At 40.0% G+C, this 24,957-nt stretch carries 21 protein-coding genes; 16 read left to right on the forward strand and 5 right to left on the reverse strand.

Translation table 11 applies throughout. From position 1 onward, the window contains the following. Window positions 1-60 precede the first annotated feature (60 nt). A complete protein-coding gene (locus BUA53_RS03990) occupies window positions 61-3,459 on the reverse strand; it encodes a methylmalonyl-CoA mutase family protein (protein ID WP_072833971.1) in 3,399 nt (1,132 codons plus the stop codon). Window positions 3,460-3,672: 213 nt separating this feature from the next. Between BUA53_RS03990 and BUA53_RS03995 the strand changes: the two genes are divergently transcribed. The 3 genes from BUA53_RS03995 to BUA53_RS04005 all read left to right on the forward strand — a co-directional run bounded on the left by BUA53_RS03995 (window position 3,673) and on the right by BUA53_RS04005 (window position 7,962). Continuing rightward, window positions 3,673-5,148 (forward strand): RapZ C-terminal domain-containing protein, encoded by a 1,476-nt coding sequence (locus tag BUA53_RS03995; protein WP_072833972.1) that lies wholly within the window; start codon window positions 3,673-3,675, stop codon window positions 5,146-5,148. A 5-nt stretch (window positions 5,149-5,153) separates the two neighbouring features. Further along, window positions 5,154-5,858: a nucleotidyltransferase family protein gene (locus BUA53_RS04000; protein ID WP_175546022.1), complete on the forward strand. Its 705-nt coding sequence runs from the start codon at window positions 5,154-5,156 to the stop codon at window positions 5,856-5,858. A 157-nt stretch (window positions 5,859-6,015) separates the two neighbouring features. After that, window positions 6,016-7,962, forward strand: a complete 1,947-nt coding sequence (locus BUA53_RS04005; protein ID WP_072833974.1) for a M1 family metallopeptidase — start codon at window positions 6,016-6,018, stop codon at window positions 7,960-7,962. A 55-nt stretch (window positions 7,963-8,017) separates the two neighbouring features. Here the strand turns inward: BUA53_RS04005 and BUA53_RS04010 are convergent, their stop codons facing one another. Both BUA53_RS04010 and BUA53_RS04015 read right to left on the reverse strand, forming a co-directional pair. Further along, the gene (locus tag BUA53_RS04010) at window positions 8,018-9,124 is read right to left on the reverse strand and encodes a metallophosphoesterase (RefSeq protein WP_072834280.1); all 1,107 of its coding nucleotides are present in this window, start codon (window positions 9,122-9,124) and stop codon (window positions 8,018-8,020) included. Between the two features lie 473 nt (window positions 9,125-9,597). Continuing rightward, window positions 9,598-9,981, reverse strand: a complete 384-nt coding sequence (locus BUA53_RS04015) for a RidA family protein (RefSeq protein WP_072833975.1) — start codon at window positions 9,979-9,981, stop codon at window positions 9,598-9,600. A 71-nt stretch (window positions 9,982-10,052) separates the two neighbouring features. Between BUA53_RS04015 and BUA53_RS04020 the strand changes: the two genes are divergently transcribed. The 3 genes from BUA53_RS04020 to BUA53_RS04030 all read left to right on the forward strand — a co-directional run bounded on the left by BUA53_RS04020 (window position 10,053) and on the right by BUA53_RS04030 (window position 12,502). Further along, window positions 10,053-10,673, forward strand: a complete 621-nt coding sequence (locus BUA53_RS04020) for a 3-hydroxyacyl-CoA dehydrogenase family protein (protein ID WP_072833976.1) — start codon at window positions 10,053-10,055, stop codon at window positions 10,671-10,673. 98 nt (window positions 10,674-10,771) lie between these two features. Next, window positions 10,772-11,386 carry a 2'-5' RNA ligase family protein gene (locus BUA53_RS04025; protein ID WP_072833977.1) on the forward strand — a complete coding sequence of 205 codons (615 nt, stop codon included), beginning with the start codon at window positions 10,772-10,774 and terminating at the stop codon, window positions 11,384-11,386. A 36-nt stretch (window positions 11,387-11,422) separates the two neighbouring features. Further along, complete coding sequence (locus tag BUA53_RS04030) at window positions 11,423-12,502, forward strand: PA0069 family radical SAM protein (RefSeq protein ID WP_072833978.1); 1,080 nt, start codon at window positions 11,423-11,425, stop codon at window positions 12,500-12,502. A 114-nt stretch (window positions 12,503-12,616) separates the two neighbouring features. Here the strand turns inward: BUA53_RS04030 and BUA53_RS04035 are convergent, their stop codons facing one another. Beyond that, window positions 12,617-13,447: a hypothetical protein gene (locus BUA53_RS04035; protein ID WP_072833979.1), complete on the reverse strand. Its 831-nt coding sequence runs from the start codon at window positions 13,445-13,447 to the stop codon at window positions 12,617-12,619. 146 nt (window positions 13,448-13,593) lie between these two features. Next, window positions 13,594-14,811 carry an acyltransferase family protein gene (locus BUA53_RS04040; protein ID WP_072834281.1) on the reverse strand — a complete coding sequence of 406 codons (1,218 nt, stop codon included), beginning with the start codon at window positions 14,809-14,811 and terminating at the stop codon, window positions 13,594-13,596. Window positions 14,812-15,105: 294 nt separating this feature from the next. On the opposite strand from BUA53_RS04040, the gene BUA53_RS04045 reads away from it, so the two are divergent. From BUA53_RS04045 to BUA53_RS04090, 10 genes are all read left to right on the forward strand, one after another. After that, window positions 15,106-15,618, forward strand: coding sequence for a UpxY family transcription antiterminator (locus tag BUA53_RS04045; RefSeq protein ID WP_072833980.1), 513 nt, complete (start codon window positions 15,106-15,108; stop codon window positions 15,616-15,618). Further along, window positions 15,615-16,388, forward strand: coding sequence for a polysaccharide biosynthesis/export family protein (locus tag BUA53_RS04050; RefSeq protein WP_084079811.1), 774 nt, complete (start codon window positions 15,615-15,617; stop codon window positions 16,386-16,388). The genes BUA53_RS04045 and BUA53_RS04050 overlap by 4 nt, the downstream gene beginning before the upstream one ends. A 13-nt stretch (window positions 16,389-16,401) precedes the next feature. Further along, window positions 16,402-18,813: a GumC family protein gene (locus tag BUA53_RS04055; protein ID WP_072833981.1), complete on the forward strand. Its 2,412-nt coding sequence runs from the start codon at window positions 16,402-16,404 to the stop codon at window positions 18,811-18,813. Beyond that, complete coding sequence (locus tag BUA53_RS04060; protein ID WP_072833982.1) at window positions 18,813-19,778, forward strand: SDR family oxidoreductase; 966 nt, start codon at window positions 18,813-18,815, stop codon at window positions 19,776-19,778. The genes BUA53_RS04055 and BUA53_RS04060 overlap by 1 nt, the downstream gene beginning before the upstream one ends. Window positions 19,779-19,927: 149 nt before the next feature. Next, entirely contained in the window at window positions 19,928-20,305 is a 378-nt protein-coding gene (locus tag BUA53_RS04065; protein WP_072833983.1) for a GxxExxY protein, read from the forward strand. A 140-nt stretch (window positions 20,306-20,445) separates the two neighbouring features. After that, on the forward strand, window positions 20,446-21,015 hold the full coding sequence (locus BUA53_RS04070; protein WP_072833984.1) for an acyltransferase: 570 nt from the start codon (window positions 20,446-20,448) through the stop codon (window positions 21,013-21,015). Window positions 21,016-21,063: 48 nt separating this feature from the next. Beyond that, window positions 21,064-22,137 (forward strand): dTDP-glucose 4,6-dehydratase, encoded by a 1,074-nt coding sequence (rfbB, locus tag BUA53_RS04075; RefSeq protein ID WP_072833985.1) that lies wholly within the window; start codon window positions 21,064-21,066, stop codon window positions 22,135-22,137. 115 nt (window positions 22,138-22,252) lie between these two features. Beyond that, window positions 22,253-22,708, forward strand: coding sequence for a four helix bundle protein (locus BUA53_RS04080; protein WP_072833986.1), 456 nt, complete (start codon window positions 22,253-22,255; stop codon window positions 22,706-22,708). 20 nt (window positions 22,709-22,728) lie between these two features. Beyond that, entirely contained in the window at window positions 22,729-23,589 is an 861-nt protein-coding gene (gene rfbA / locus BUA53_RS04085) for a glucose-1-phosphate thymidylyltransferase RfbA (protein WP_072833987.1), read from the forward strand. Window positions 23,590-23,605: 16 nt separating this feature from the next. Next, complete coding sequence (locus tag BUA53_RS04090) at window positions 23,606-24,808, forward strand: acyltransferase family protein (RefSeq protein ID WP_139256338.1); 1,203 nt, start codon at window positions 23,606-23,608, stop codon at window positions 24,806-24,808. Window positions 24,809-24,957: the final 149 nt, after the last annotated feature.

Below are 24,957 nucleotides of genomic sequence, written 5' to 3' on the forward strand. Positions count from 1 at the left end.
AAACTTTCATATAGTGGTATAAATATAAAGGGCCCTTTTACAGGTGCCCTTACAATATAATTACATATTGCGCCGGTATTGTCCGCCTACTTCGTATAGCGCATGTGTTATCTGGCCAAGTGAACAATACTTGACAGTTTCCATTAATTCGGCAAATAAATTACCATTATTGATAGCTACCTCTTTCAGCTTTTGCAAAGCCTGGGTGTTTTTATTTTTATTTCGTTCCCAGAATGCATGCAGGTTTTGTATCTGTTGTTCTTTTTCTTCCCTGGTGGAACGGATGACCTCTCCGGGTAAAATAGTAGGACTGCCTTTTTTATTAAGAAAAGTATTTACTCCTATCAGTGGCAATTCACCTGTATGCTTTTGATGTTCATAATAAAGACTTTCTTCCTGTATTTTATTGCGCTGGTACATCCTTTCCATTGCTCCAAGTACACCACCCCGTTCGGTAATGCGGTCAAATTCTGAAAGAACAGCTTCTTCCACAAGATTTGTCAATTCTTCAATAGCAAAGCTTCCCTGTATAAAGTTCTCTGTTTTAGCAGATCCCAGTTCCCTGTTGATGATCAATTGAATGGCCATAGCACGCCGTACACTTTCTTCAGTGGGTGTAGTAATCGCTTCATCATAGGCGTTGGTATGAAGGGAATTACAATTGTCATAAATGGCATACAGGGCCTGCAATGTGGTGCGTATATCATTAAAATCTATTTCCTGTGCATGCAGCGACCTTCCGGAGGTTTGAATATGGTATTTTAATTTTTGTGACCGGTCATTGCCTTTGTATTTATATTTCATGGCCTTGGCCCATACTCTCCTGGCCACCCTGCCTATTACACTGTATTCGGCATCCATACCATTACTGAAGAAAAAAGAAAGATTGGGCGCAAAATCATCAATGTTCATACCCCTGCTCAGGTAATATTCAACATAGGTAAATCCATTGGCAAGGGTAAATGCCAGTTGAGTGATGGGATTGGCGCCCGCTTCGGCTATATGGTAGCCCGATATAGAAACGCTATAGAAGTTGCGTACTTTATTTTCAATAAAGTATTCCTGCACATCACCCATTAGCTTCAGCGCAAATTCAGTGGAAAATATACAGGTATTCTGTGCCTGGTCTTCTTTCAGTATATCAGCCTGCACTGTCCCTCTAACCTGGGAGAGCGCTTCCGCTTTTAGTTGAAGGTATATTTCGGCAGGAACCACTTCCTCACCTGAAAGTCCAAGCAGCTTCAGGCCGAGGCCATTATTACCATGCGGTAAGCGTTCAGGAGAGGATGGATCATAGTAAATAGGCTTTGGCAGGCGGCCATATTTTTTCTCAAGCACAGATTGTACCTCATTCCATTTGCCATTGGCTTCAATCCACTTTTCGCACTGCTGGTCAATGGCAGCGTTCATAAAAAAAGCAAGTAACATGGGGGCTGGCCCATTAATGGTCATGGACACAGAGGTTTTGGGATCACAAAGGTCAAAGCCACTATATAACTTCTTTGCATCATCCACTGTGGCAATGCTAACCCCGCTATTTCCTACTTTACCGTAAATATCAGGCCTGGGAGCAGGGTCTTCACCATACAACGTGACACTGTCAAAGGCCGTGGACAACCGTTTGGCAGGCTGCCCTTCTGAAACGTAGTGAAAACGTTTATTGGTGCGTTCAGGTCCTCCTTCGCCGGCAAACATCCTGGTGGGATCTTCACCCTGCCTTTTTAATTCAAATACACCCGCTGTATAAGGAAATTCTCCCGGGATGTTTTCCTGTAATTGCCATTTCAAAAGGTCACCCCAATCCTTATAAGCGGGTAAGACAACCTTTGGAATGTGTGTGCCGCTGAGAGAAATGGTGGTCAGTGATTGCCTGATCACTTTATCGCGGACCTGGTATTCAAAAAATTCCGAGGTATATTTTTTCACCTGCCCCGGCCATTTATCTATTAATCTTTTGCATTCAGGATGTAAAGCATCTTCCAATTGCCTCCGTAAAACATCAAGCTCATTATAGGCCGGTGATTCCTTCCCTACGGTTTCCAATACCCCATTTACCTGGTATAGTTTCGAAGCAATGGCAGATTGTTCGGTCACCCATTGATCATAGGTCCGGTTATTATCTGAAATTTCTGAGAGATACCTTATTCTTTTTGGGGGAATGATCTGGGATTTTGTTGAAGTATCTTTTATATGGGCATGCGTTTCAATGCCGGCGAATTCCTTTCCCGTCTTTTTTGAAATAGCCACAATTAGCTTTTCGAACAGCTCATTAACGCCAGGGTCATTGAACTGTGCTGCTATGGTTCCTACTATAGGTAATTCTTCATCTTTGGCAGTCCAAAGCTGGTGATTGCGCTTGAATTGCTTACGCACATCATGGAGGGCATCAAGTGCTCCCGCCTTGTCAAATTTATTGATGGCCACCACATCGGCATAATCAAGCATATTGATCTTTTCCAATTGAGAAGCAGCACCATATTCAGGTGTCATTACGTATAGGCTGATATCACAATAGTCAAGAATAGAAGCATCGCTTTGCCCTACTCCTGCGCTTTCCAGGATAATAAAGTCAAAAGCTGCCTGCCTGCACACATCTATGGCATCCTGAACATATTCGCTGAGGGCCTTGTCGCTTTCTCTTGTTGCCAGTGAACGCATATAGGCTCTTGGTGATGAAATGGAATTCATGCGGATACGGTCGCCCAATAAAGCACCACCGGTTTTTTTCTTTGAAGGATCAACGGAGATCACTGCAATGGTCTTATCCCTGAAAGTGTTTAGGTAACGTCTAACGATTTCGTCCGTTACTGAAGATTTGCCTGCTCCGCCGGTGCCTGTAATGCCAAGTACAGGCGCATTAGCATTTAAGTTGTTGGCGGATATAGTCGTTTTGTTATTTGTAAAACCTGCTTCAGCCATTGTGATGGCCCGGGCTATACGCCGGATATCTTTTTTCTCGCCCAATGGCAATTTTCCATTCCATTTTTCAGAAGCTTTCCAAAAATCAGAATCTTTTTCACCTCCTTTGCCTTCATTTGTTTTGCACCTGTTGATGACGTCTTCAATCATTCCCTCCAATCCCATTTTTCTCCCATCATCGGGAGAATAGATGCGCGTGATTCCATAATCCTGTAGCTCTTTGATCTCCTGCGGAAGAATGGTACCACCGCCGCCTCCGAATATTTTAATATGTCCACAACCGCTTTCATCAAGCAGGTCTTTTATATATTTAAAGAACTCCACATGTCCACCCTGGTAAGAGGTGATGGCAATGCCCTGGGCATCTTCTTCAATGGCGCATTCCACTATTTCATGGGCGCTCCTATTATGTCCCAGGTGAATGATCTCGGCACCTTTGCTTTGTAATATGCGGCGCATGATATTGATGGCAGCGTCGTGGCCATCAAAAAGTGAGGCTGCTGTAACGATACGGACCTTTTGGGTTAATTCTTTATTCATATAATTGGCAAATCGGGGTATAAAGGTAGCCAAGGCCTGATTAACGAAGGCCAGGCTATGTATTTAGATACCTGTTTAATTCTTGCAAAATAAAGGCTTCCGTGATTCTTTATGGCCAACCGGCTGAATTCTGTTTGTAAACCATTTTATGTCAGTTGAAAAGAATTACCTTTCTTAGCCAACCCTTTTTAACCAGGAAGGTATTTTTGTTGTATGCAGTCTATAATAGATTCCGTTTCGCATTTGTATAGAAGCTGGTCCGGGAAAGATCCCCACCACGTTGATGTGTTGCCTCAATCAGGAAGTGAAAGAAGGTATTTCAGATTGTATAATGAACGTGGAGAGACCGTGATAGGTACCTATGGATTAAATGTCGCAGAAAATGAAGCATTCATTTATTTTTCAGGTCATTTCGCCAAAAGGGGATTGCCTGTTCCGCGTATTCTTGGTATCAACCATGACAGGATCGTTTACCTGCAGGAGGACTTTGATAATGTTTCTTTACTGGATATGCTGGAAAAGCATGGATTTACAGACCAGGTGTACAGTTTATTCAGGGAAAGCCTGCACCAACTAGCAAGATTACAGGTATATGGCGACGAAGGATTGGATTATAATAAATGCCTGACCAATAAAGAATTTGGTAAGCAGGCCATCATGGCTGATCTGCTTTATTTTAAGTACTACTTTTTAGATGCTTTGCGCAAGCCTTATGATAAACAGAAACTGATAGATGATTTTGAGGCCCTGAGCAATTACCTCACACATACAGAATATAAATACTTCATGTACCGTGATTGCCAAAGCAGGAATATCATGGTGAAAGAAGACAATTCTGTTCATTTTATAGATTACCAGGGAGGAATGAAAGGAGCTCCACAGTATGATGTGGCAAGTATGATATGGCAGGCAAGGGCCAATCTTCCTGATGACTGGAAAGCGAACCTCCTGGAAGATTATATGAACTCTTTTGAAAGCATCATCCAGGATTCTATCGATAAAGAAGTATTTCGCAGCCAGTATAATGGTTATGTCCTCATCCGGTTATTACAGGTATTGGGAGCTTATGGTTTTCGTGGATTGTTTGAACGCAAGGCCCAGTTTCTAACCAGCATACCTCTTGCACTTCAAAACTTAAGTTGGTTTATTGAAAACCATAGCCTGGGAATTGTAGTGCCCGAATTCAGAAAGGTCTTGAATATTTGTATAGACCAGGAAGTAATGGAACGCTTCAATCCTGTGCAGGCAGATGAAGAGACTCCCTTGCTGGTAAAGGTCAGCAGCTTTTCCTACCGTAAGGGCATTCCTGAAGATTCCAGCGGTAATGGTGGAGGTTTTGTTTTTGATTGCAGGGGCATCGATAACCCCGGTCGACATGATATATACAAAGAGGTTCATGGCCGGGATAAACCGGTTATGGAATACCTGGAACGCCAGACAAAGATGGAAGACTTCCTGAACAGTGTTTTTGATATTGTCGACATTTCAGTGGAAGCATATATAAAAAGAGGGTTCACCAGCCTCTGCGTAAATTTTGGTTGCACAGGTGGCCAGCACAGAAGTGTGTATGCAGCGGATGCATTGGCAAGACATTTGAAAACAAAGTTTAAGGTGAAAATAGAATTGACTCACCGGGAACAGGAGGCCAAAGACTGGAAGAATACGGTAGTTAAAAAGGAGGAATTGTGAAAGCAATGATATTTTGTGCAGGATTGGGTACGCGTTTTAAGCCATGGACTGATACTCATCCGAAAGCATTAGCTATTGTCAATGGTAAAAGCCTCTTACAACGCAATGTAGAGTACCTGCAGAAATATGATATAATGGATTTTGTGGTGAATGTGCATCATTTTGCCGACCAAATCATAGATGCAATTGATAAATCAAAAGGTTGGGGCAGTAATATCACTATAAGTGATGAAAAAGATGAAGTGCTGGAAACGGGTGGGGGATTGATGAAAGCAAGAAAATTCCTGGAAGGGGATGCCTTTCTTACCATAAATGTGGATATACTAACGGATGCCAACCTGAAATATTTCCTGGCCACCCATCAACAGGAAAACTCATTGATCACCCTGGCTATTACCAACAGGAAGACATCCCGATACCTGCTTTTCAATAAATATAATCGCTTATGCGGCTGGAGGAATATACAAACAAGGGAAGAAAGAATAGCACTGGAAGCAAAGGATATGTTTGAAAAAGCTTACAGTGGGCTTGCCATATTCGAACCGGGCGTTTTTGATTTGATAACATTACAACATAAGTTTTCACTGATTGATGTATATCTTTCCCTGGCGCATGATAATAAAATTGCAGGGTTCGACCATAGTGAGAGTAAATTTTTAGATGTAGGGAAGCCTGAAAGCGTGGAATTGGCGGAACGGCTATTCGAATAACTTCACAAGCACATTTTATACTTATAAAGCATGGTTAGCTTTACAGTTTTTAACCAGACATTTAACAGCAGGAAATGCTAAAAAGGATTACTGTTGTAAGTACACTATACAACAACTCTATAAAAACATTTAATTTACAACCCTTATTCTTGACAATATGAAGAAACTTGCCCTGTTTGTAATGGCGAATAGCCTGGTACTGCTTGTATTTTCTCAATCTAATTACGACCATAAAAAATTATTCGATCCCCAGTTTTACCCTGTAGCTGCCAATGAGTTTCGTAGCTCAGGTGGTGAGCCCGGTCCAAAATACTGGCAAAACCGGGCAGATTATAAGATCAATAGTACGCTGGACACTGCCCAGCATAAAGTAACAGGATCTGTAGAGATCACTTATACGAACAACAGTCCTGATAACTTAAACTTCCTCTGGTTGCAAATGGATCAAAATATTTACAAGGAGGATTCAAGGGGCTCTGCTACTACCACGCAAACAGGTGGCAGATGGGCCAATGCTAATTTCACACAAGGAGATGTGATCAAATCAATTACTGTGGAATCTGAGGGGAAGAAATATACCCCGGAATATAAAACCACAGATACAAGAATGCAGGTGTGGTTGCAGCAATCTTTGAAACCTGCAGGTAGCAAAACAAAGATTACCCTCAGTTATGAATTTGTAATACCTGAATATGGTACAGATCGTATGGGTAGATTGAATACAAAGAATGGCTGGATATATGAAGTGGCGCAGTGGTTTCCCCGCATGGCTGTATATGATGATATCCAGGGTTGGAACACTTTACCTTATTTGGGAGCAGGTGAATTTTACCTGGAATATGGAGATATTGAGTATGCTATAACAGCTCCGGCCAATTTGATCATTGTAGGTTCAGGGGAATTGCAAAATGAAAAGGAAGTATTAACACCCGCACAGGTTAGCCGCCTTAGCAATGCACGCAATAGTGACAAGACTGTTGTTTTGCGCAGTGCAGAGGAAGTTAAAGATCCAAAGTCGAGGCCTTCATCTGCCAACCTTACCTGGAAATTCAAGATCCAGAATACAAGGGATGTGGCCTGGGCTGCTTCTAAGGCATTTGTATGGGACGCTGCACGTATCAATTTGCCAAGTGGTAAAAAATCTTTAGCCATGAGTGCTTACCCGGTAGAAAGCATAAAGAAGGATGGCTGGCAAAGAAGCACTGAAATGGTAAAAGCTTCTATAGAACATTACTCCAATCAATGGTTTGAATTTCCATACCCTGTTGCTACCAATGTGGCAGGAATTGTAGGTGGTATGGAATACCCGGGAATTGTCTTCTGTAGTTCTTCAAGCATTGGTGGAGATCTTTGGGGTGTTACGGATCATGAATTTGGGCATACTTGGTTTCCTATGATCGTTGGAAGCAATGAGCGTAAATATGCCTGGATGGATGAAGGCTTCAATACATTCATTAATGATATCTCAACTAAGGCTTTCAACAAGGGCGAATATGCACAGTTTTCTTTTTTCCCGGAGGATGAAATGATAAAGTCTGTATTTAATGAAAAGATGGATCCCTTGTGGGCTACACCTGAAGTAATACAGCAGCCTAACCTGGGTATTGCGGCTTACCTGAAGCCCTCTATGATGTTGCATGCTTTAAGAGATGTTGTTCTTGGACCTGATCGGTTTGATAAGGCATTCAGAACCTATATAAGCCGCTGGGCATTTAAACACCCAACGCCATATGATTTCTTCAGAACAATGGAAAATGTGGGCGGGGAAGATCTTGCATGGTTCTGGAGAGAATGGATATTCAACAACTATAAACTTGACCAATCAGTAGCAGGTGTAAAATATAATGATAATGTTCCTGAGAAGGGTGCATCGATAACTGTAGAGAACTTACAGGAAATGGCTATGCCTGTAACCGTATTGGTGAAGGAAGCCAATGGTAAACAACAAAGGATCAATCTCCCGGTGGAAGTCTGGCAAAGAGGATCGGAATGGACGTTTAACGTAAACACTACCAGCCGCATTACAGATGTAGTACTGGATCCTGATAAGAATCTTCCGGATATTAACAGGAAGAATAATAGCCTGAATTCAAAAGGCTTTTAGGAAGACATTTTAAAATAATAATAGTAAGGCACCGTGTTAATTACATGGTGCCTTACTATTTGGTGCCATTAATTGTTTCCAATAATTCCTCAATAGGCGATTCTTCCAAAATGATCCTTTGTGCTGTTCCCTGTTTGGAATGCCATTTTATGAGCCGAAAACAATTCTCTTCTATCTCAATGCCCGTAATATCTCCATCACTATAACAACAGCAACCTGAATTAAAATAGGTTGGTTTTAAACGGAGGTAATCTTCTGAAATTTTTGAGTATTCAAATTTTCTAGCTTGTATTTCTTTTTCCAGGGCCTCAATCATGCCCTTGTCATTTAGTTTTTGTGCATACTGTAATTGCCGGTACAATCTTTCAATATGCGTTAATGCTTCAAAAACCGGCTGATGTGTGTGCCCTGTTATGAGGAAGAGGTCTTGTTGCTGAGCACTCCATTCATACATCATCTCATTATGCACGGTTTTTAATTGTGCATCGTAAGCAGGCGTATTTGGATTGATCTTTAAGTAAGATTGTAAAGGCCCCCAGATCCTGGATATAAAGAATTTACTCAGCATATTTCCATCGCTTATTTCATCTCCCTGGTGGCCATGGGTGCAAAATATATTGATGGTCCTTTCATTGATCCTGGTCTGCAGGATCACACCCTCATAAATAGGAACATCATAACCATAAGCTTCTTTTAATTGCATGCCTGCAAAAGGATCGTTATCCCAATAAAGATCATGGTTGCCAAATATCTTTATAAAGGCGTTTTTTGGAATGAAGCGGGCTTCTTTTTCGAATGAGGGCTGTTGCGCTTTCTTTACGGAAGGCCAAAGATTTTCCCAGAGTTCTTCACTATCTCCCAGGGCAATAAAATGAAAGCCCTTTGTGTCATAGTAATCCAGTGCGGCCAGGTAGTTGGGCTCGCATAACATAAAATCATCTGCACCATTCCTTCGGCCCTTATGCATGTCTGAAAATATGATAAACTTACCGGTGTGAATATCAAAAGGGATCACCAATCCTTTTTTTGTTTTTCCATTCAAAATACAGGATAAAAGATCACTGAGAGCGGTGAATACACGTTGCTTGTTTGGATGTGAAGAATATTTGGCACTAAACCACAACACTGGTTTCAACAATAATCGTCTCAGAAATTTTTGCATTGCCCTGGAATAAATGGATTGATCTGTTGTTTCTTTTTTGAAATTAAGGAAAAGCAAGTGTCTTCAGGAAGTAACTTATATTTTATTAATGGATTTATAATTTCTGAAACTATCTATCAATACTTGTACTGCTATCCACTGGTAGTATTAATCTTCTTTAATAAATCGATAGTGTGTCCTTATGGTTACCATATCATATACCCGTACTAAGTCCCTAGTATCCACGTACTATCGCAGTTGTTTCCCCGTACGTGAGCGGGAATCGTTCGGGGATGGTACGGGTATATAGCAGGGATACTCAGAGGAAAGCATCCTGTTGCCCTTCCGTTGGTCTAGCGTTACTATTTACCTTCAATTAAGATGGTTCATTTTAAATAATAGTTTTCTGAGTTATGCTAACTTCCATACAAGTAAAAAAGGCTTTCCTGTAAATCAGTAAAGCCTTTTATAAATAGTTAGAGTGTTGTAATTAATTACGCCTTCACGCCGATCATACTGATCTCTACGTTCACAAATTTAGGAAGCGCAGATACCTGGACTGTTTCCCTTGCAGGAAAACTATCAGAAAAATATTTGCCATAGATCTCATTGATCTCGCTAAACCGGTTCATGTCGGTAATAAATATGGTGGACTTTACCACATCATTAAAGGTCATTCCGGCTTCCTGTAAAATAGCTTTAAGGTTTTGCATCACCTGGTGAGTTTCTTCCTGGATATCGCGATTTTTTAAATTTCCTGTGGATGGGTCAATGCAAACCTGGCCGGAAATGTAGATGGTGTCTTTGACCAGGATAGCCTGGTTATAAGGGCCTATGGGTGCGGGAGCGTTTTTAGTAGTTATGATCTTTTTTTCCATACTACGAATTACATGATTTTATGTGGATTCCTGTAATAAATTTTAAACCGCTAAGTCATGAATTTGTATAAATGGATATAAATAAGGTAATTCGTGTGATGCAGATCGTAATTCTTACAGGTGAATCTTTGAAGGGAGAATTAGTTCAAAATGGCACAGAGCCTTCCCTTGAATGTATTTATGTGGATAGCGTTGGTGAAATGCTGAAGCATGAATATGCAGACGGTTTTGTGGACCTGCTTTTCGAACCCACCAATGAAAGGATAAAAGCATTAAAAGGTTTATTACCAAAGCCTGTCATTATTAATAGTGTGATACATACATTAGGAATGCTTTCTGCAGACTTCATTCGCATAAATGGTTGGCCAACATTTTTAGCGTCCGGGTTGGTTGAAGGGGCTGCTTCTGAATCTCAAAAAGGAAAGGGTGAAAATATATTGAATCAGTTTCGTAAACAGGTTTGCTGGGTGCCAGATATTACAGGGTTTGTCTCTGCCAGGGTAGTCTGTAAGATCATCAATGAAGCATGGTTAGCAGTGGAAGAAAATGTAAGCACACCCGCTGAAATAGATCTTGCTATGAAATTAGGAACGAATTATCCTTATGGTCCACTGGAATGGGCAGAAAAGATTGGTATTAATAAGGTGAAGTCCCTGCTGGAGCATATGCAAACACATAAATCAACACTTTAATTTAAATGATCACCTATTTAGTGTGGATATTTTTTTGTTGGCATATGCTAAAATAATTAGTAAATTGCAATAAGATTATTCACCCTTAAAAGGATAATATGGAACTTCCCGATCTGAAAATGGCAGGTTATCGTATAAACGAATACCAATTGGTTTTAAAACCTCATGAGGAATTGTGGAACCGGCTAAAAAAAATAAGGGGAGAGTTTGCTGAAACCTACCAGGTGCCTTTACCTAAAAATAATAAGCCACACATAACAGTGGTACGTTTCTATGCTTTCGAGATGAATGAAGAAAGGATAATGCAGCGAATCAATACCATTGCCATGGGTTTTGCCCCTTTCAAAATAGAATTGAAGGATTTTGGAAGCTTTCCTTCCCATACCATCTTTATCAATGTACTGTCTAAACTTCCTATTAAAAAGCTATCCGTAGCATTAAAAGATGTGCAGCTATTGATGAAGCCTGGCAAAGAGTTGAAGCCCCATTTTATTGATGATGCATTTATATCTGTAGGTTCAAAATTAAAACCCTGGCAATACGAAAAAGGATGGCTGGAATATTCACATCGTCATTTTACAGGTAGATTTATAGCTGACCACATGTTGCTGTTGAAGCGCAATGCCAATACTAAATTAGCTTTCCAGATAGCCAGGCGCTTTGATTTCCAGAACCTGCCTGTTATAACCAGGCAAGGTGCCTTGTTTGCCTGAAATACTATTTCAACCCCTGTTATTTATTGAATTCTTATGAAAGATTTTGACAAGGATGCTTTTGCCAACAATTATAAAAAGGGCAGGGGTGCACAGTTTAATACACCAAATAAGTTCCTTAAAACTGAAATAACCCGTGAGCATATAGAAGGAATAGATGAATGGATAGAAGAAGGTATCCATACCCGGTATTTGGAGATATTTCCTAAAACTATTGTCAACAAAGTGGATAGTCCTGATGTGGGGATGTGGTACAGTATGAACCCCTACCAGGGATGTGAGCATGGATGCGTTTATTGCTATGCACGTAATTCTTTTGAATACTGGGGATATAGTGCAGGGGTGGATTTTGAAAGTAAGATACTGGTTAAAAAAGATGCGCCAAGGTTATTAAGAAATTTCCTGATGCATCCGAAATGGGAATGTGTGCCCATTGGCGTAAGTGGTAATACCGATTGTTACCAGCCAGCAGAAAAGAAATTTCGGATCACAAGGCAATTGCTGGAAGTATGTAATGAATTTAACCAACCTGTTGGCATTATTACAAAGAATGCCGGCATACTCAGAGATAAGGATTTATTGGAAGAAATGGCCAGTAAGAACTTGGTGTCTGTACTGATGTCAGTCACCTCCTTCAATGAAGACCTGAGAAGGGCCATGGAGCCCAGAACTACAACCGGGCAACAAAGGATAAGGGTGATCCATGAACTCAGTAAGGTGGGGATACCTTCAGGTGTGATGTTAGGTCCAATGATCCCTGGCTTAAACGACCACGAAATGCCTGCAATTCTTAAAGCCGGAAGTGATGCAGGTGCTACCTTTTCAGCCTATACATTTGTCCGGCTGAATGGGAGTGTCAAGTTTTTATTCCATGACTGGTTGTATAAGAACTTTCCTGAACGGGCAGATAAAGTATGGCATATGATTGAAGATGGTCATGATGGAAAAGTTTCTGATAGCCGCTACGGGGTGCGGATGAGTGGGGAAGGACACATAGCAAAGCTGATCAACGACCAGTACCACACATATACTCATAAATATGGGCTCGGCCATGAAAGGATGAACCTGGATTGCAGTGGTTTCAGAAGGCCAGGGGAGCAGGGTAAATTATTTTGAACGAATTAAAACCTGACTACATTGCCTGGGTTCACAAGCTGTCACATCATTGCATTTCATTTGGAAGTAGGTAGCAAAGGCTAATGGAATTTCAAAAAGAGTTAGATCTAGTACTTAAGCAGCATTATTGTAAGCTATTTTTAATTTAAAAAATTGGACAAGCCTATGCGTTTGGAGATTACTCAATAACAAAAATGCAAATAGTACACTGCAAAAAATAAAGCCCCATGATTGCAATACAAAACAGGATTTGTGAAATAAGGTGGCAACCGGTGCCGGGTCTGCATTAACCTTTCCGTATTTAGGATGAGAAACAGCTTCATGAAAATCCGCAATACTTTTTTCTGGAATCCTATAAACAGAATCAAACCTGTTACTTGTTAATAGTAATTGTAAGGATTCTCTTTTGTTATTGAAATCAGGTTCCAGGTTGGTGTCGAAGTATTGCCATTTGCCATCAATTTTGCCCTCCACAGTATAATGATTTGGGAAGCCAACTTTCCTAAAATCTATCCCTTTCCGTTTAAATATTTCCATCATGACAATGGCTTGTTGACTACAAGCGGCCATTGGGTGTTTCATAATATCGTCTGGAAGGACAATAGCAGATAAATGGTTCCAAACAAGAGTGCCTGCAAGCCAGGCAAAAATATTATCTGAAGCAGTATAATGTGAGTAGCCGTGATAAAAACGTTTACGCACTACTTCTGCTACAAAATTGAAATAGTTGAGATTATTTTTGCTTTGATCTTTAAAATGAAAATCGGAAGCCAGGATGATATCATTGACACTTTGAAATTTCGCAAAATAGGAGGTATCGAATTCTTCCCAGGCATGACCAAGGTTCCTGGAATGATCCTCTGAAGGTTTAGGTACAATCCGGCTGGCGAAGGCACAGCAGGCTATGAATAAGAGTAGATAAGCAAGGATGGACTTGGATTTCATTTGGATGATTAGGATATTATTTACATATAAACCCTTAGGTGTTGACAAATATATATTGTACCGGCCATATATGCAACCAGGTTGAGAATGTTGTATAATATTACCTGCTTTTCAGTGGCAGTCTCCTTAAAAGCTATGTAATACAATTATACTTTGATGTATATTTTTTTCTTATCCAGTACATAACAAATAGCCCACATGAAAATGATCACAGTTAATGCAAATACCAGGGATCCAATTTCCGGCGGTCCTGGAATAAATTTATAGACGCTTTCATAGATCCAGCTCCATGGACTTGTGTATAAAGCCTCCCCTTTGTCATTAAATCCGTTGGGTATTCGTATCAGGCGAAGTCCTTTTGGCAGGAAGGCACTCAACGCAAATACAAATAAGGCGTTTTTCCCAAAAACATCAAAGAACCTGGTAAGCCATCCACGCATACCTTTAACTTCTATAACATAGATAAGGGTGGATAATATAGCTATAGCCAACCCTGTTGTGGCCATTACATAGGAACTTGTCCATATTTTTTTATTGATGGGAAAACTAAGACCCCAAATATACCCGCTGATCAAAAAAGCCATGGCAGCCACAAATAAAACTGTAAGCGTTTGGTAGATCTCAAATCCTTTCACGGCATTATCAGCCAATTGCTGAACATGTTTTCCTCTCTTTACGATATAGTCACCCACCAAATAACCAAAGATCACCTGTACAATGGCTGGTAAAGTGCTCATGAGACCTTCGGGATCAAATACAACACCTTCTCCATGGTACATATGCTGATCATGCAAAATAGCAAGGTCCATATTGGTTCCAAACCAACCTTGTAAACTATAAGGATCGGAAGGATTGCCGATAAAACAGAATAACCAATAAAAAAGCAGGAAGATCAGGCCCAGCAAAAAGGCACCTCTTGCTTTTAAATAATACACAATGATGGAAGCAAAGAAATAACAAACGGCAATCCTTTGTAATACCCCGAAAATGCGAACACCCACCAATTTTCCCTGGCTATTTGTCCAGGTCCATCCATTGGCAAATAATTGATCACCTTCCCACCTGCTGAATGGCCACCAATTTAAAAACAAGCCTATGGCAAAGATCAACAAGCTTCTCCTGATAACTTTTTTCCAAAATGTACTGTCCCCGGCTTCCTCCAGCCGTGGCATTACAAAGGCCATGGCATTACCCACTGCAAAAAGGAAAAATGGAAAAACAAGGTCTGTAGGAGTTAAACCATGCCAGGGTGCATGTTCCAATGGTGCATATATATGTGACCAGGAACCTGGGTTATTTACCAATATCATCAGGGCAACGGTGGCCCCACGAAAAACATCCAGGGAATAATATCGTTGTTTCAAGTGGCTTATTTTGATAAATGTAGCAATTTGATTAATAGCATGGAATCTATTGTCATCAAAATCAATCATTTATAGAAGGCAATGCAAGGGTAAGTATTTTCCTTTATTGCAAAAGCTGTTTAATTGAGTAACTTATTCAAAATCTGTCAATTTTGAACATTTGCCAGTCACAAGGCAACTGTTATATTTGCACGGCAGGTTTGGCTTGGTCACAAAAAATTCCATGTGACTGAGAGGGCGAAGCCATGAATTTTTTAGCTCCCTTTGAAAGTTAATTGGTTAAAATACAAGTAGTTGAGTTGTAAATGGTACGCCATATATACCCGTCCGAGGTGGGAAAAAAAAGTAAATACACTTTTGATCCAGAAGGGAATTGAAAGTTATTGCCCTTTAAATAAAGTGCACCGTAAATGGAGCGACAGGATCAAGATCGTGGATGAGCCTTTATTCAAATCTTATGTATTTGTGAAGGTTGGAGAAGAGGACAGGAGTAATGTGCGTATGACTGATGGCGTGGTGAATTTTGTATATTGGAACGGGAAGCCGGCCATAATAAAGGATAAAGAGATCATTGCCATTCAGCGTTTCCTAGACGAATACCATGATGTTGAATTGGTGAAAATGGAATTGGTGCCACAACAAAGAGTACGCGTCACAGCCGGGCCTATGATGGACCAGGAAGGAAGAGTATTGGAAATAAATAATAAAACGGCCAAGGTCTGTATAGATAGTCTTGGCTATATGTTAGTTGCCTATATTGATAAAAAAAGGTTGAGCTCGATACAACTTCCAAATCAAACTGAATGAGAATTTTTACTTGTCTGTTCCTGGCAGGGATGATATGTTTAGCCACCTCTTGCAGGGTACAAAAAAGAACGTTTAGCAATTACTTAGAGAATGTTGCTGATACCACCCTTCCCATTCAGCAGAATATACCGGATCCACTGATCCAAAAAAATGATATTTTGTCAATAAGAGTTTATAGTATGAGTATAAATCCTGCCACGGATATTCCCTATAATTTACCTGAACAGGCTGTAGCAGGAGGATCCGGGACCACTACTGCAGGTTTTTTAGTAGATCAGAATGGGAATATTGAGTATCCGCGTATTGGAACTATTCATGCAGAAGGCTTGACCAAGGAACAGCTTTCCGATACTATCAAGGATAAATTGAAGGAACAGTTGACTCAACCTTCTGTAATAGTAAGGTTTGTCAATCACAGGATAACTATTTTGGGTGAAGTAAAATCTCCAGGAACGTATACTTTAACTACAGATAATCTAACTATTTTGGAAGGCTTGGGGCTTGCCGGAGATATTACAGATTTTGGTAAGCGAAGCAATGTTAAGATATTAAGAGAAAATAATAACCAAAGAGAAATTGGAACAGTAAACCTTTCTTCCAAAGAAATGTTTACATCGCCTTTTTATCATTTACAACAGAATGATGTAGTTTTTGTGGAGCAGGAAAAACGTAAAATTCAACAACAAGAACGCCAAAATCTTGCTCAGCAAATTGGTTTGGCAACAAGTATAATTACAACTATTGCTTTAATTCTCAATTTTATTAAATAATCTAATATTCCTCATGTTAGTGGAAGAACAGGTGCAACCGGCTAGATCTGAAACCGCAAATCTTAACGTTAAGGACCTATTCTATAAATATGTCCGGTTCCTTCCCTTGTTTGTCATTTCGGTGGCCTTATCGCTAATTGTTGCCTTTCTGTACCTGCGCTATGCTACCCTGGTTTACCAGTCAGTAGGCACACTCGTCATTAAAGATGATAAAAATTCAGGTGGTGGCAGCAATGATAAACTGGAGCAATTATTAGTATCTGACGGTAAGGTTAATATTCAAAATGAGATTGAATACCTGCAATCACGTCCATTAATGGGAAGAGTGGTGCAGGCTTTAAACCTAAACTTTACCTACTTCGCAAAAGGGAATATAAAAGAATTAAATGTTTACAAATCCTGCCCGTTCAGGATTGAAGCTTTTCAAATCAATGATTCAGCTTCTTCATTTTCTATCAATATCAAATTTGAGGACGAGAATCGATTTACTATTAACCAGGAACCAGCAACTTTTCAATTTGGCCAGGTATTTAAAAACCGGAATGGAGTATTTAGGCTGGTAAGAAATTCCCTCGGGCAATTGGGAAGTGAATACCATGTTATTTGGAAACCTACCTCGGTAGCAGCTGGTGAACAAATATCAAACCTGGTGGTGGCTCCCAAATCCGGTACTGGAATATTGGTGATTACCAAAGAGGCAACCAATCCACAACTAGCTGCCGATGTTATTAACCAGTTGATGGAAGAATATAAAGGAGGTGTTATTGAAGACAAGAACGACGCCACACAAAAAACGATTGCTTTTGTTGACACCCGGTTAGCTGTAGTGCAGCACGAACTGGATAGTATAAACAGGCAATTGCTCGCCTTTCAGCAATCGAATAATATCATAGATCCTGAAGCACAATCTGGCAACTACCTTTCAAGAATTGAACAATCCAATAAGGAAGCTATTGATCAATCTCTTCAACTGAATAATGTAGAAATGATCCAGGCTTACCTGGAAGACAACCGAACAGGCCGGGACCCCGTGCCTACATCTTTAAGCATTGCAGATCCAACCTTAACCGCAATGGTAGCGGCGTATAATCAATCACAAATAGAGTTAAAGGCGTTACAGGAAAATGCACCTGCTGGTAATGTAGCTGTTCAGCAAAAGGCATTGGAGGCGAACCTGTTAAAAAATAAGATCCTCGAAAATCTAAAGACTGTTAAGTCAGCCTATAGTGCTGCACTGGGTTCAACCATGCATTCAAAGAACAGTGCACAGGGTGAAGTTAGGACCATGCCGTCAAAAATGCAGACCCTTTCTGATATTAAAAGGGCACAACAAACCAAGCTGGTAGTATACAATTCTTTATTGCAGAAGAGAGAGGAATCAGCAATTGCCCTGGCCTCTCAAATATCAAATACAAAAGTTTTACAGGATGCATCACCTAATAGTACTCCTATTAAGCCCAACCGGAAAAATATCCAGATGCTTTCTATTTTTATTGGATTGCTGATTCCTGGTTTATTCATTTTTGTCATCGAATTACTAAACGATAAGGTAACCAGCCGTTCTGATATTGAACGTGTAACCGGGGCTACGATACTTGGAGAAGTAGGACATTCATTTGGGAAGGAAACATTGGTTGTTACCAACAATAACCGGAAAGTGGTGGCAGAGCAGTTTCGTATGTTACGTTCCAATCTTCAGTATGTTTTAAATCATATTGATAGGCCGGTTATTTTAGTGACTTCCTCTTTCAGCGGGGAAGGAAAATCTTTCATCAGTACCAATATTGGTGCAGTATTAGCGCTAACAGGTAAAAAAACCATCATTCTCGAATTTGATATACGTAAACCAAAAGTGCTTGCTCATTTAAACCTGGGCAAGCGTCCGGGTTTGACCAATTATTTATTAGGCAAAGTTAAACTGGAGGATCTGCCTGTGCCAGTTCAGCAAAGTGATAACCTGTATGTACTGCCTTGTGGGCCGGTACCTCCCAATCCCGCAGAATTATTATTGGATCCAAAGCTGAATGAATTATTTGCTTATTTAAAAGCATCATTTGACGTAGTGATCATGGACACTGCACCTGTTGGAATGGTGAGTGATGCATTGACGCTGAGCAAATTTGCAGATTGCACTTTATATATTGTCAGGCAGGGACATACTTTCAAAAAACAGATCACGTTGATCGATGAGTTTTACCAAACAGGCAAGCTTCCAAAGATCTCAATCATATTGAATGATGTTAAAGTAAGGTCCGGGTATGGTTATTATGGATATGGCCGTTATGCTTATGGCTATGGACATAGCCATGGCTCAGGCTATTTTGAAGCGGAAACGCCACCTGCCGGAAAACTTGAAAAATGGTTTGGCTGGTTAGATACAAAGAACTGGAACAAAAAGAATAAAAGAAAAAAGACAACAGTATAATGCGCATATTAATAACAGGAGGAGCAGGCTTTATCGGATCAAACCTTACTGAGCATTTGGTTTCATTAACTGAAGTGGAAAAGGTGCGTGTATTGGATAATCTGTCTACGGGCAGCCTGAAGAACCTGGAAGCCTTGGTTAAAAATTCAAAATTTGAATTTATTGAAGGCGACATCAGGAATTATGATACCTGTTTGAAAGCTTGCACTGGCATGGACCTGGTTTCGCACCAGGCAGCCCTTGGCTCTGTACCTCGCTCCATCAATGAGCCGCTCACCACAAATGAAGTGAATATAACAGGCACCCTGAATATCTTTACGGCTGCGAAGGAAATTAAGATCAAAAGAGTGGTTTATGCAGCTAGTTCTTCTACTTATGGTGATCATCCGGGCCTACCAAAAGTTGAAGACAACATAGGCAAACCCTTATCACCCTATGCGGTAACAAAATATGTAAATGAATTGTATGCCAGGGTTTATGCAGATGTATATGGTATGGAATTGATCGGCCTTCGTTATTTCAATGTATTTGGTCCAAGGCAAAATCCACAGGGACCGTACGCTGCAGTCATACCATTGTTTATTAAAGCTGTATTGAATAATGAGCCACCGGTAATCAATGGTGATGGAGAACATAGTCGTGATTTTACTTTTGTGGGTAATGCAGTAGATGCCAATGTGAGGGCGCTTACAGTAGTTAATCCCGAAGCTGTTAACCAGGTATATAATATTGCTTTTGGTGAACGCACCACTCTGAATGAGGTTTTTGAAAGTATAAAAGGAGTAGCAGGTAGCGATCTTGCACCTTTATATGGGCCTGAGCGCAAAGGCGATGTAAAGCATAGCCTTGCAGATATCTCCAAAGCCAAAAATTTGTTGGGCTACCAACCTTCGACCAGTGTGAAGGAAGGTTTAAAAACTGCCTTTGAATGGTACAGGGAGCAACATCATTTTAGTTACTCTTAAAAAAAATAAACCGCTGCAGTAAATAAAAACCGCCGCGGACGCAGAGCCCGCGGAGATTTATTTTTCTGAGCTATTCTTATTTTCAAAACACAAGACGCTGCGAACACAGCGATCGCTGCGGTTAAAATGTCAGACTGTTCTTTTCTTATATGAATGAAAACGATTTAGGAACCCTTGTTCTAGATGCGGCTTTTGAAGTGCATAAAACTTTGGGCCCGGGATTATTGGAAAATGCTTATGAACATTGCCTGGCATTTGAACTGCTTCAAAAAGAGTTAAATATTAAAACCCAATGTCCATTGCCTTTAGTTTATAAAGATGTAAAGCTCGATTGTGGATATCGTTTAGATGTAGTTGTTGAAGATAAAATTGTTGTTGAAGTAAAAGCAGTTGAAGCATTAAACGATATACACCTTGCCCAGATGTTGACGTATTTAAAGTTAACAGGCTGTAAACTTAGATACCTGCTAAACTTTAATGTGCTTCTTTTCAAATCAGGGATCAGAAGAGTTGTCAATAACTTATAAAACAAAAAAACCGCTGCGCACCCCTGCGTTCGCTGTGGTAAATTGAAAAAAAACCGCTGCGAACACAGCGATCGCTGCGGTTTATCTTCTGGTAGTGGATATGGTGTTCAGTGGAACTTTTCAACTTTTAAACCAATCTCTTGGCCTACTTTGCCCACCCCACAGCAGTTATTGATGATGGTGCTCAAATCGGAGATGAGGTAAAAATCTGGCATTTCTGCCATATCATGACCGGTTGCCTCATAGGTGAAGGTTGTAGCCTTGGTCAAAATACCTTCGTTGCTTCCAACGTGGTGTTAGGTAAAAATGTACGCGTCCAAAACAATGTTTCAATATATGAAGGTGTCATCTGTGAAGATGATGTTTTCCTGGGCCCTTCCATGGTTTTTACCAATGTGATCAATCCCCGTAGCGCCGTAAACCGGAAAAATGAATTCCGACAGACAATTGTAAGGCGCGGAGCCACCATTGGTGCTAATGCCACGATTATTTGTGGCAATGAAATTGGATCATTTGCCTTTGTGGGAGCAGGATCAGTTATTACCAGGCCTGTAGCACCCTATGCCTTAGTTTTAGGTAACCCTGCCAAACAAATTGGATGGGTAAGTGAATTGGGTCATCGTCTCCATTTTAACAAAGACAGCATAGCCATATGTGAAGAAAGCAATGAAATCTATAAGCTTCATAATAACACAATTATAAAACAATAAAATAGTTAGCAGGAGCCTGCTATCACTTAAAATTTTGTGCCTTTTAAAATGAACAACGAGCAAACGATTATTATTACTGGTGGGGCTGGCTTTATCGGCTCACACGTGGTTCGGTTATTTGTAAAAAAATATCCTAATTATAAGATCATCAACCTTGATGCGCTGACTTATGCGGGGAACCTGGAGAACTTAAAAGATATTGAGGGTGCCACAAATTATGTTTTTGAAAAGGTTAATATCCTGGATGTTGCAGAGCTGGATCGCGTGTTTGAAACATACCATCCTGATGGAGTCATTCACCTGGCAGCAGAATCACATGTGGACCGATCAATAGTATCACCACTTGACTTTGTATATACAAACGTTGTAGGCACTGTCAACCTTTTAAATGCTGCGAAAAAGCATTGGTTTGATACTGACCCTACGCTAAACGCTAAACGTTTCTACCACGTATCCACTGACGAAGTTTATGGCGCCCTGGGAGATACGGGTTTTTTTACCGAAGAAACAGCTTATGATCCTCATTCTCCCTATTCAGCTTCAAAAGCTTCTTCCGATCATTTTGTACGTGCCTACCACGATACTTATGGTCTTCCGGTAGTGCTCACCAATTGTTCCAACAATTATGGTCCCAACCACTTCCCGGAAAAGTTAATTCCGTTAATGATCAATAATGTCATTCATAAAAAGCCGCTTCCGGTTTATGGTGATGGTTTATATACCCGTGACTGGCTTTTTGTGAAGGACCATGCGACCGCTATTGATGCAGTATATCATAAGGGAGCCAATGGCGAAACGTACAATATTGGGGGATTTAATGAATGGAAGAATATTGATTTAGTAAAGTTGCTTTGCAAGCTTGCGGATGAAAAGTTGGGAAGAGAAGATGGAGAAAGTGAACAACTGATCACCTATGTAAAGGATCGTCCGGGACACGATAGACGCTATGCTATTGATGCTACAAAGATCAATAAAGAGTTGGGCTGGAAACCCAGTGTGACATTTGAAGAAGGGTTATCCCAGACAATTGATTGGTATTTGCAAAATACCGATTGGTTGAATCATGTGACAAGCGGGGCTTACCAAAATTATTACGCTGAGCAATATGCTGAGAAAAGTTGAATCGTTGTTATGATGGTTTAATGTAGTTTAATATTGTTGAAAATTGTTTAAAAGTTATTATTTCTGGTAGCACTTTTCAACCATGTTCCACCATTTTAATCCTTAAACGTTCTACATGAATACTTATCAATTTTCATTTGAAAAGCTGGAGGTTTGGCAGTTATCCAGAACATTGGCAGTTGATATTTACAAACGAACCCAGTCATTTCCTCCAGAAGAAAAATATTCTCTTATTTCACAGATAAGAAGATCTGCTCTATCGGTTAGTGCGAATATAACTGAAGGAACAACCCGGGCATCGGCTAAAGATCAGGCACATTTTACAACTATTGCTTTTGGCAGTTTGATGGAATTGTTTAACCACTTGGTTATAGCTAATGATTTAGGATATATAAACGAAGATGAAGTGTGTAAGTATAGGGAAAAAATTCAAACTTTATCAGTCAAATTGTCCAACCTGAAGGCATCACAAATTAAAAGGATTGGAGTGTTATCATTGCTATGGTTAATACTTTTTGCTTCGCACATTCACCAGCCACTTCAACCTTTTAACCATATTCAACCATTTTAAACAACGATTCAACTTTTTTCATGAAAGGCATAATCCTAGCCGGGGGGTCCGGTACCCGACTTTATCCAATTACGAAGGCCATCTCTAAACAACTGATGCCTATATACGACAAGCCGATGATCTATTACCCGCTTTCCATATTAATGATGGCTGGGATCAGGGAGATACTGATCATCACAACACCTGAAGATAATCCTTCTTTCAAGAGATTGCTGGGTGATGGCAGCCAGGTGGGATGTAAGTTTGAATACGCCATTCAGGAAGTGCCTAATGGATTGGCGCAGGCTTTTGTGATCGGTTCATCCTTTATCGGAAATGATAAGGTGGCTCTTGTGCTCGGTGATAATATATTTTATGGAACCGGGTTAGGAAGACAACTGCAGGCATTGAATGATATTGAAGGGGGTTATGTATTTGCTTACCAGGTTAGCGATCCGGAGCGATATGGGGTAGTGGAATTTGATGATGATCATAAAGTGCTTTCAATTGAAGAAAAGCCTGGAAAACCGAAATCCAACTATGCTGTACCAGGGTTATATTTTTATGACAACAATGTTGTTGATATTGCCAAAAATCTCAAGCCATCACCAAGAGGTGAGTATGAGATCACGGATGTAAATAAAGTATACCTGGAACGCGGTGAATTAAAGGTAGCAATTTTGGATAGAGGAACGGCCTGGCTGGATACCGGTACATTTGATTCATTAAGTGATGCTTCAGAGTTTGTTAGAGTCATTGAAAAAAGGCAGGGAACGAAGATTGGGTGTATTGAGGAAGTGGCATATCGAATTGGTTTTATTGATAAAAAACAAATACTGGCTGCTGCTGACACACTGAGCAAGAGCGGATATGGAATGTATTTAAAAAAAATAGTTCAATAACTAACCCGTTTTTCCTGTGCTTAAACTAAAAACCGAAAATTTACTGCTTACTAATAATATGCCTATTAAAAGGTCTAGGGTTTTTTTCCCGAACCTCGATAGTTTGCGTTTTTTGGCTTTTTTATTAGTCTTCCTGCAACATGGTTTTTATAATGCTTTTATCTCTTTTAAAGGCTCCAGCTATTTATCAGACCGTGCTATCAGTTTCTTGTTTAGCGGTGGGTCAACTGGTGTTCAGATATTTTTTGTATTGAGTGGATTTCTGATTACTTATCTTTTACTCAATGAGCAAAAGAAAATGGGTCAAATTAACCTTGGAAAATTCTATTTACGTCGTACGTTGAGGATATGGCCGCTCTATTATGCTACAGTAATTTTTGCATTTATTATCTATCCTTACCTGAAGTCATTTATTGGTATTGATTCAGGACTCTGCTCAAGACCTTGGTTTTATTTTACTTTCCTTGCCAATTTTGACTCTATCCATATAAGTCAGTATTGCCCGGGTCAGGATGCCATGACACAGGGAATCGTTTGGTCTGTAGCCATAGAAGAGCAGTATTATATTTTTTGGCCATTATTGTTTCGAATTTTGTCTCCATCCAGGCAGTGGGTGATTTTTCCCACAGTAATAGCGGCATGTCTCATATTTCGGTATTATAATATAGACGCTCCAGGTAAGGTATTATACTTTCATACGTTTGCTGTGATGTTTGATTTAGCAATTGGCGGCCTTTTTGCCTATTTATGCATGAATAGCTATCTTTTTTTAGGGTGGATTAAGCAATTGTCCAAAACATCGATCTCATTCTTTTACTTTTTGGTTTTTACCTGCTATTTCTTCCAGGATCTTATATTTTCTCTGCCTGGCTCAGCAGTATATGGAAGATTGATTTTTGATTGTTTTTGGGCTTTTATTATTGTTCAACAATGTTTTAGCCGAAATAATGCATTTGCCTTAGGAAGAAATAAGCAGTTTTCAATTCTAGGAAAAATTTCATATGGTTTATACATGCTTCATCCCATAGGCATACTTATAGTCGATATCACTTTTCGTGTTTTAAAAATAAATTCGAATCTCCCTTTTGTTTTGATCATAATGGGTATGATAAGCCTTGCCATAAGCTTATTGATTGCAAAATTGAGTTACAAATGGTTTGAAGCACCATTTCTCAGGATTAAAGAGAAGTTTGCTCTTGTAAAAACACAAGTAGTTTGACAGATGTGAAGAGCTAAACTTTATAGCGCTATTATATGATTTGTATAGTCCAAAATATCTTTATTGCTTGAATCTTAATAGTGTGGGGTTATCCTTGCTTTATTGATTGTTATTTCACATATTAATTTGTGATCTAAAGTTTCGGCCCA

Source organism: Flavisolibacter ginsengisoli DSM 18119 (assembly GCF_900129295.1).
In the GTDB taxonomy this organism is placed as follows: domain Bacteria; phylum Bacteroidota; class Bacteroidia; order Chitinophagales; family Chitinophagaceae; genus Flavisolibacter; species Flavisolibacter ginsengisoli.